The sequence below is a fragment of the Streptomyces lothianensis genome, assembly GCF_047779955.1.
In the GTDB taxonomy this organism is placed as follows: domain Bacteria; phylum Actinomycetota; class Actinomycetes; order Streptomycetales; family Streptomycetaceae; genus Streptomyces.
Genome location: NZ_JBLMKT010000092.1, coordinates 1 through 7,724 on the forward strand (window position 1 = coordinate 1; position 7,724 = coordinate 7,724).

Below are 7,724 nucleotides of genomic sequence, written 5' to 3' on the forward strand. Positions count from 1 at the left end.
GCACGGTGCTCGAACGCCGTACGCGTCGACACCAGCGACCAGCCCACATCCACCGGCGAAACCCCACCGGTCGCCAACGGCAACAGCCGCTCCGCCTGACCCGCCAGCGCCTCCGGCGACTTCGCCGACAACACCCACGGAACCACCGGAAGAGCCGACGCGGCCGCGTCACGCAGTTCGGGGACCATCGTGCCGGCGTCACACGGGACGTCCCGCTTGCGCAGGGCCGTCATGGCGGCGGTCAGGTGCCGGACGGGCGAGGCGTCCTTGCGGAGTGCCGAGACCGTCAGGGCCTCGCTGTCGCCCAGGCAGGCTCGGCCGAGCGTCGTGAGGACGTCGTGCGGGCCGAGCTCCAGGAAGTGTGAGACCTCCAGCGCCCCGAGGGTGCTCACGCCGTCGGCGAAGCGGACCGCTTCGCGAACGTGGCGGACCCAGTAGTCGGCCGACTGGATCTCGTCCCCGGCGACGTTGCCGGTGAGGTTGGAGACCACCGGGATGCGGGGGGAGTGGAAGGCAAGGCTCTGCGCCAGGGTCCGGAACTCGTCGAGCATGGGTTCCATGTGCGGGGAGTGGAACGCGTGGCTGACCCGCAGGCGCGCCGTCCGGTCGAAGCGGGCCGCGATCTCCTGGACCGCGTCCTCGTCGCCGGAGATGACCACCGACGAAGGGCCGTTGACCGCGGCGATCGACACACCGTCGGTGAGGAACGGAAGGACCTGGTCCTCGGTTGCCTGGATGGCGACCATGGCGCCGCCGGTGGGCAGGGCCTGCATCAGCCTGCCCCGCGCGGCGACCAGCACGGCCGCGTCCTCCAGGGACCACACACCCGCCACATGAGCGGCAGCCAGCTCACCGATCGAATGCCCGAGGAGATAGTCCGGGGTGATGCCCCAGTGCTCCATCAGCCGGAACAGCGCCACCTCGACGGCGAACAGGCCTGCCTGCGTGTAGACGGTCTGGTCGAGGAGGTCCGACTCGGCGTCGAACACCGTGTCCTTGACCGGGCGGTCGAGGTGCTGGTCCAGCTCCGCGCATACGGCGTCGAAGGCATCGGCGAACACGGGGAACGCCTCGTACAGTTCACGGCCCATACCGGCCCGCTGCGAACCCTGACCGGAGAACAGGAACGCGGTTCCGCCGCCGCCCACGGAAGCCGACGGCAGGGCCGGGACATCGTTCTGACCGTCCGGCGACTCCTCCACGATGACGTGGGCGTTCGTCCCGCTGATGCCGAACGAGGACACACCTGCACGGCGCGGCCCGGCGGTGGGGGACGACGGCCAGGCGACCGGCTCGGTGATGAGCTGCACGGCGCCCGCCGACCAGTCCACCTGGCTCGACGGCTCGTCGACGTTCAGCGTGCGGGGCAGCACGCCGTGACGCATGGCCATGACCATTTTGATGATGCCGGCGACGCCGGCGGCGGCCTGGGTGTGGCCGATGTTCGACTTGACCGAGCCGAGCCACAGTGGCTGGTCGGTGTCGCGGTTCTGGCCGTAGGTGGCGAGGAGGGCCTGGGCTTCGATGGGGTCACCGAGCTTCGTACCCGTGCCGTGCGCCTCGACCACGTCGACCTGGGCGGCCGACAGGCCCGCGCCCGCGAGCGCGGCGGAGATGACGCGCTGCTGCGACGGACCGCTCGGGGCGGTGAGGCCGTTGGACGCGCCGTCCTGGTTCACCGCCGAGCCGCGGACGACCGCCAGGACCTGGTGGCCGTTGCGGCGGGCGTCCGAGAGCCGCTCGAGCAGCAGGATGCCGACACCCTCCGACCACGCCGTACCGTCGGCGGCGTCAGCGAAGGCCTTGACGCGGCCGTCGGGGGCGAGCCCCCGCTGCCGGCTGAACTCGATGAAGCTGCCCGGGGTCGCCATCACGGTCGCACCACCGGCGAGCGCCAGCGAGCACTCACCGGAGCGCAGCGCCTGCGCCGCGAGGTGCAGGGCGACGAGCGAGGACGAGCAGGCCGTGTCGACGGTGACCGCCGGGCCCTCCAGCCCCATGACGTACGAGACCCGGCCGGACACCACGCTGCCCGCCGTGCCGGTGGTCAGGAAGCCCTCCACGTCCTCCGGGACCTCGACGAGCTGGGACACGTAATCGTGGTACATCAGCCCCGCGTACACGCCGGTCCGGCTGCCGCGCAGGGTCGTCGGGTCGATGCCCGCGTACTCGACGGCCTCCCAGGCCGCTTCGAGCAGCAGCCGCTGCTGCGGGTCCATGGCGAGGGCCTCGCGCGGGGAGATCCCGAAGAACGCCGGGTCGAAGTCGCCCGCGCTGTGCAGGAAGCCGCCCTCGGTCGCGTACGACGTCCCGGTGCGGTCATCGCCGTGCTCGAAGAGCCGGCTGACGTCCCAGCCACGGTCGGTCGGCAGTGGCGAGATCGCGTCGCCGCCGGAGTCCACCAGGCGCCACAGGTCCTCGGGGCCGGCGACCCCGCCGGGGTAGCGGCAGCTCATGCCCACGATGACGACCGGGTCGTCGGCGTCCAGGACAACGGGCGTTTCCACCGCGCGCGAGCCCTGGGTGTCCGCTTCCCGCACGGTACCAACGCACTCCGTGGTGATGTGCTCCGCCAGGACGGTCGGGTTCGGGTGGTCGAAGACGAGGGTGGCGGGCAGGCGCAGGCCGGTGATCTTGCCGAGGCGGTTACGGAGTTCGACGGCCGTGAGGGAGTCGAAGCCCAGCTCGGTGAAGGCCCGCTCAGCGGGGACGGCGGCAGCGGAAGCGTGACCGAGAACGGCCGCCACCTCCGTACGGACCGTCTCCAGGACCAGCCCGACGCGCTCCTTCGCTCCCGCCGCCCGCAGAGCCTGGACGAAGGCGGAGGCATCGTCTCCGGCTCCGGCGGACCCGGCCGTACGGCGGTGCGTCGTACGCACCAGTCCGCGCAGCAGGTGGGGTACGACCGGGGCCTTGCGGAACAAGGACAGGTTGAGGCGGATCGGCGCGAGCGCCGCCTCGCCCATGGCCAGGGCGCGGTCGAAGAGCTCCAGGCCCTCCTCGGGGGAGAAGGCCGAGACACCGCTGCGGTTCATGCGCTCGATGTCGGCCGCGTCGAGGTGGTCTGCCATGCCGTTGTCGGCCCAGGGGCCCCAGGCGAGGGAGGTGGCGGGGAGGCCGGTGGTGTGGCGGTGGTGGGCGAGGGCGTCGAGGAAGGCGTTGGCGGCGGCGTAGTTGGCTTGGCCTGCGCCGCCGAGGGTGCCGGCGGCTGAGGAGAAGAGGACGAAGTAGGCGAGGTTGTGGTCTGCGGTGAGCTGGTGCAGGTGCCAGGCTGCGTCGGCCTTGGGGCGCAGGACGGTGTTGATGCGGTCGGGGGTGAGGGATTCGAGTACGCCGTCGTCGAGGATTCCGGCGGCGTGGATGACGCCGGACAGCCCCGGCCCGATCTCCGCGATCAGATCCGCGAGGGCGGTGCGGTCGGTGATGTCGCAGGCTGCCCAGCGGACGGTGGCGCCGAGTTCTTCGAGTTCGGTGACCAGGTCCGTGGCGGGTCGGCGGGAGACGAGGACCAGGTTGCGGGTGTGGTGTTCGGTGACGAGGTGGCGGGCGATGAGTCCGCCGAGGGCGCCGCCGGCGCCGGTGATGAGGACGGGGCCTTCCGTTGACGGAAGTTCGCTGCCGGTGGTGGTGGTTCGGGTCAGGCGGGGGTGGTGGATGTGTCCGTTGCGGATGGCGAGTTGGGGCTCGTCCAGGTGCGCGAGGGAAGGGATGTCCTCGTGGGTGTCATCGGTGTCGATGAGGGTGATGCGGTCGGGGTGTTCGGACTGGGCGGAGCGGATCAGGCCCCATACGGCCGCTGCGGCGAGGTCGGTGATCTGGTCGTCCGTGTTGACGGCCACCGCACCGCGCGTGACGACGAGCAGGCGTGAGTGCGGGCTGTGGTCGGCGGCCAGCCACTGCTGAAGCCGGGTGAGGGTGTCCGATACCTGGGTGTGCACGGCCTCGGGAACGTCACCGTCGTGGGCAGCGATCTCCAGGATCTCCGCCGAACCGGTCGTCCCCGTCCCTGCCTCCGTGAGCGCCTGCCAGTCCAGACGGAAGCAGGAGTCGGTGGCGCGGGAACGGCTGTTGACCTGCTCCGGGCTCACGGCTCGGAGGGTGAGGGTGTCGATGTGGCCGAGGGGTGTGCCGGTGGCGTCGGCGAGGTCGAGGGAGACGCCGTGGTCGGTGGTGGTGATGCGTACGCGGAGTACGGGTGTTCCGATGGTGGTGAGGTGGATGCCGGACCAGGCGAAGGGCAGGCCGGGGCCGTCGATGCCGGTGGGCAGGCCGCTGATGCCGATGGCGTGCAGGGCCGAGTCGAGGAGGGCGGGGTGCAGCCCGAACCGGGCCGCGTCCTGCCACGCCTCCTCCGGCAGCGCGACCTCGGCGAACACCTCGCCCTCGCCACCGCGCCACACGGCACGCAGACCCTGGAAGACAGGGCCGTAGCCGAAGCCGGCCTCGGCCAGCACGTCATACACGCCGTCGATGTCGACCGGCGTGGTGTCTCGTGGCGGCCACTGTTCGAGCGGCATGGTGCCGCGCGTGGAGTTCTGCGGCGCCAGGAAGCCGGTGGCGTGGAGGGTCCAGGTGTCCGCGTCGTCGTCGTTGCCTGCGGGTGTGGAGTGGACGGTGATCGGGCGCCGCCCGTCCTCCTCTACCGAGCCGACCACGATCTGGAGGCTGACGCTGCCGTGTTCGGGCAGCGCGAGCGGGGCCTGGAGCGTGAGATCGTCAAGGACCGGGCAGCCGATGCGGTCGCCGGCGTGCAGCGCCAGCTCGACGAAGGCCGTGCCCGGCAGCAGTACGGTCCCGAAGACCGTGTGGTCCGCGAGCCAGGGGTGCGAGTCCAGCGACAGACGACTCGTGAACAGCGACACATCCTCGCCCGCCAGCGCCACCGAACCCACCAACAACGGGTGGTCCGCGTCCAGCAGGCCGGCCGAGGACAGGCTTGTCCGGTTGCCGCTGCCGCCGCCCAGGGACGAGGCCAGCCAGAAGTGCTCGTGCTCGAAGGCGTACGTCGGCAGATCCACCGGACGTGCGCCCGTACCCGCGAAGAACTCCTTCCAGTCCACGGTCTCCCCGGCGGCGTGGGCCTCGGCGAGAGCGACGACCTCCTCCAGGGCCTCGACATCCGCCGCCTGCCCCTCGGGGAGTGCGAGGAGGACCCGGCCGCTCTCCGGGCTCGGGTCGGCGGCGAGGTTCTCGAGCGCGGTGAGGAAGTCCGTACGGTCGCTCGCCACGATCACGGTCCGGTGCTCGAACCGGGAGCGCGTCAGCGCGAGCGAGTAACCGACGTCGGTGAGGGAGCCAACGGCATCGGCGTCGGACCGCACATGGTCCAGGAGCCGCTGTGCCTGACCGGCCAGCGCCTGCGGGGACTTGGCGGACAGCACCCACGGCACGGCCGGGAGGGTGACCGTCGGCTCCTCCACCGGAGCCGGCCGCTCGGCCTCCTCCACCGCTTCCAGGATGACGTGCGCGTTGGTGCCGCTGATGCCGAAGGAGGACACGGCGGCGCGGCGCGGGCGGTCACCCGTCTCCGGCCACTCGTGCGCCTCCGTGAGCAGCCTCACGGCCCCCGCCGACCAGTCCACCTTGGTCGACGGCGCGTCGACGTGCAGGGTGGGCGGCATGACGCCGTGCCGCACGGCCATGACCATCTTGATGATGCCGGCGACGCCGGCGGCGGCCTGGGTGTGGCCGATGTTCGACTTGACCGAGCCGAGCCACAGCGGCCGGTCCTCGTCCCGGTCCTGGCCGTAGGTGGCGAGCAGGGCCTGCGCCTCGATCGGGTCGCCGAGCTTCGTCCCCGTACCGTGCGCCTCCACGACGTCCACATCGGCAGGCGACAGGCGGGCGTTGGTGAGGGCCTGCCGGATGACGCGCTGCTGGGAAGGGCCGTTGGGGGCGGTCAGGCCGTTGGACGCGCCGTCCTGGTTGACGGCGGAGCCCCGTACGACGGCGAGGACCTGGTGGCCGTTGCGGCGGGCGTCCGACAGCCGCTCCACGAGCAGCATGCCGACACCCTCCGACCAGCCGGTGCCATCGGCGGTCTCGGAGAAGGACTTGCAGCGGCCGTCGGCGGCCAGGCCGCGCTGACGGCTGAACTCGGCGAAGGTCGTCGGCGTCGACATGACGGTCACGCCACCGGCGAGCGCCATCGTGCACTCACCGGTACGCAGGGCCTGGATCGCCCAGTGCAGGGCCACCAGCGAGGACGAACAGGCCGTGTCGATGGTGACGGCCGGGCCCTCAAGACCGAGCGCGTACGCGACCCGGCCGGACAGCACGCTTCCGGAGGTACCGAGGCCGAGGAACGCGTCGACACCGCTCGGGAGCGACTCCGCCCCGGAGCCGTAGTCGTGGTACATGAGCCCGGCGAAGACCCCCGTACGGCTGCCCCGCAGCGTGTCCGGGTCCACCCCGGCGCGCTCCATGGCCTCCCAGGCCGCCTCGAGGAGGAGGCGCTGCTGCGGATCCATGGCCAGGGCCTCGCGCGGGGAGATCCCGAAGAACGCCGGGTCGAACGCGCCCGCCTCGTAGAGGAATCCGCCCTCCAGCGTCAGCGAACGGCCCTCCGCATCGTCCGCCACCGCACCCGCGTACAGCCCGTCGAGATCCCAGCCGCGGTCGGTCGGGAACGCGGCGATCCCGTCCCCGCCGGTGGCGGCCAGCCGCCACAGGTCCTCGGGGGAGGTGACGCCGCCGGGGTAGCGGCAGGCCATCCCGACGATCGCGATCAGGTCGTCGTCGGCGGCGTCGGCGGCTGTGGATGTGGATACGGATGCGGGTGACGACGTGTGGGCGAAGGACGCGCCCGAAGATTCCGGCGTCAGGGCACCGGTCAGCTCCAGGGTCAGGAACTCCGCCAGGACGGTCGGGTTCGGGTAGTCGAAGACCAGGGTCGCGGGCAGGCGCAGGCCGGTGATCTTGCCGAGGCGGTTTCGGAGTTCGACGGCCGTGAGGGAGTCGAAGCCCAGCTCGGTGAAGGCGCGCCGGGCCTGGACCGCATCGCCGGAAGCATGACCGAGAACGCCGGCCACCTCCGTACGGACCGACTCGAGCACCAGCTCGACCTGTTCCTCGACCGTGCGCCCCACGAGCCGTCCGGCCAGACCGGACGCCGAGACGTCCACCTGCGCGGCGGCGCGGCGGTGCGTCGTACGCACCAGTCCGCGCAGCAGGTGCGGGATCTCGCCGCCCTGCGCCGCCGACCTGCGCATCACGTTCAGGTCGAGAGAGACCGGCACGAGCGCGGCCCTCCCGGAGGAAAGGCCCGCGTCGAAGAGCTCCAGACCCTCGGAGGCGGACAGCGGCGGAACACCTGCACGCCGCATGCGCTCGATGTCGGCCGCGTCGAGGTGGTCTGCCATGCCGTTGTCGGCCCAGGGGCCCCAGGCGAGGGAGGTGGCGGGGAGGCCGGTGGTGTGGCGGTGGTGGGCGAGGGCGTCGAGGAAGGCGTTGGCGGCGGCGTAGTTGGCTTGGCCTGCGCCGCCGAGGGTGCCGGCGGCTGAGGAGAAGAGGACGAAGTAGGCGAGGTTGTGGTCCGCGGTGAGCTCGTGCAGGTGCCAGGCTGCATCGGCCTTGGGGCGCAGGACGGTGTTGATGCGGTCGGGGGTGAGGGATTCGAGTACGCCGTCGTCGAGGATTCCGGCGGCGTGGATGACGCCGGACAGCCCCGGCCCGATCTCCGCGATCAGATCCGCGAGAGCAGTGCGGTCGGTGACATCGCAGGC

Annotated in this window: 1 protein-coding gene; it reads right to left on the reverse strand. The window is 71.8% G+C overall.

The window, feature by feature from the left end:
* Nucleotides 1-7,724: type I polyketide synthase (locus ACLF6P_RS29605; RefSeq protein ID WP_415954499.1), on the reverse strand; the 7,724-nt coding region annotated here is incomplete at both ends.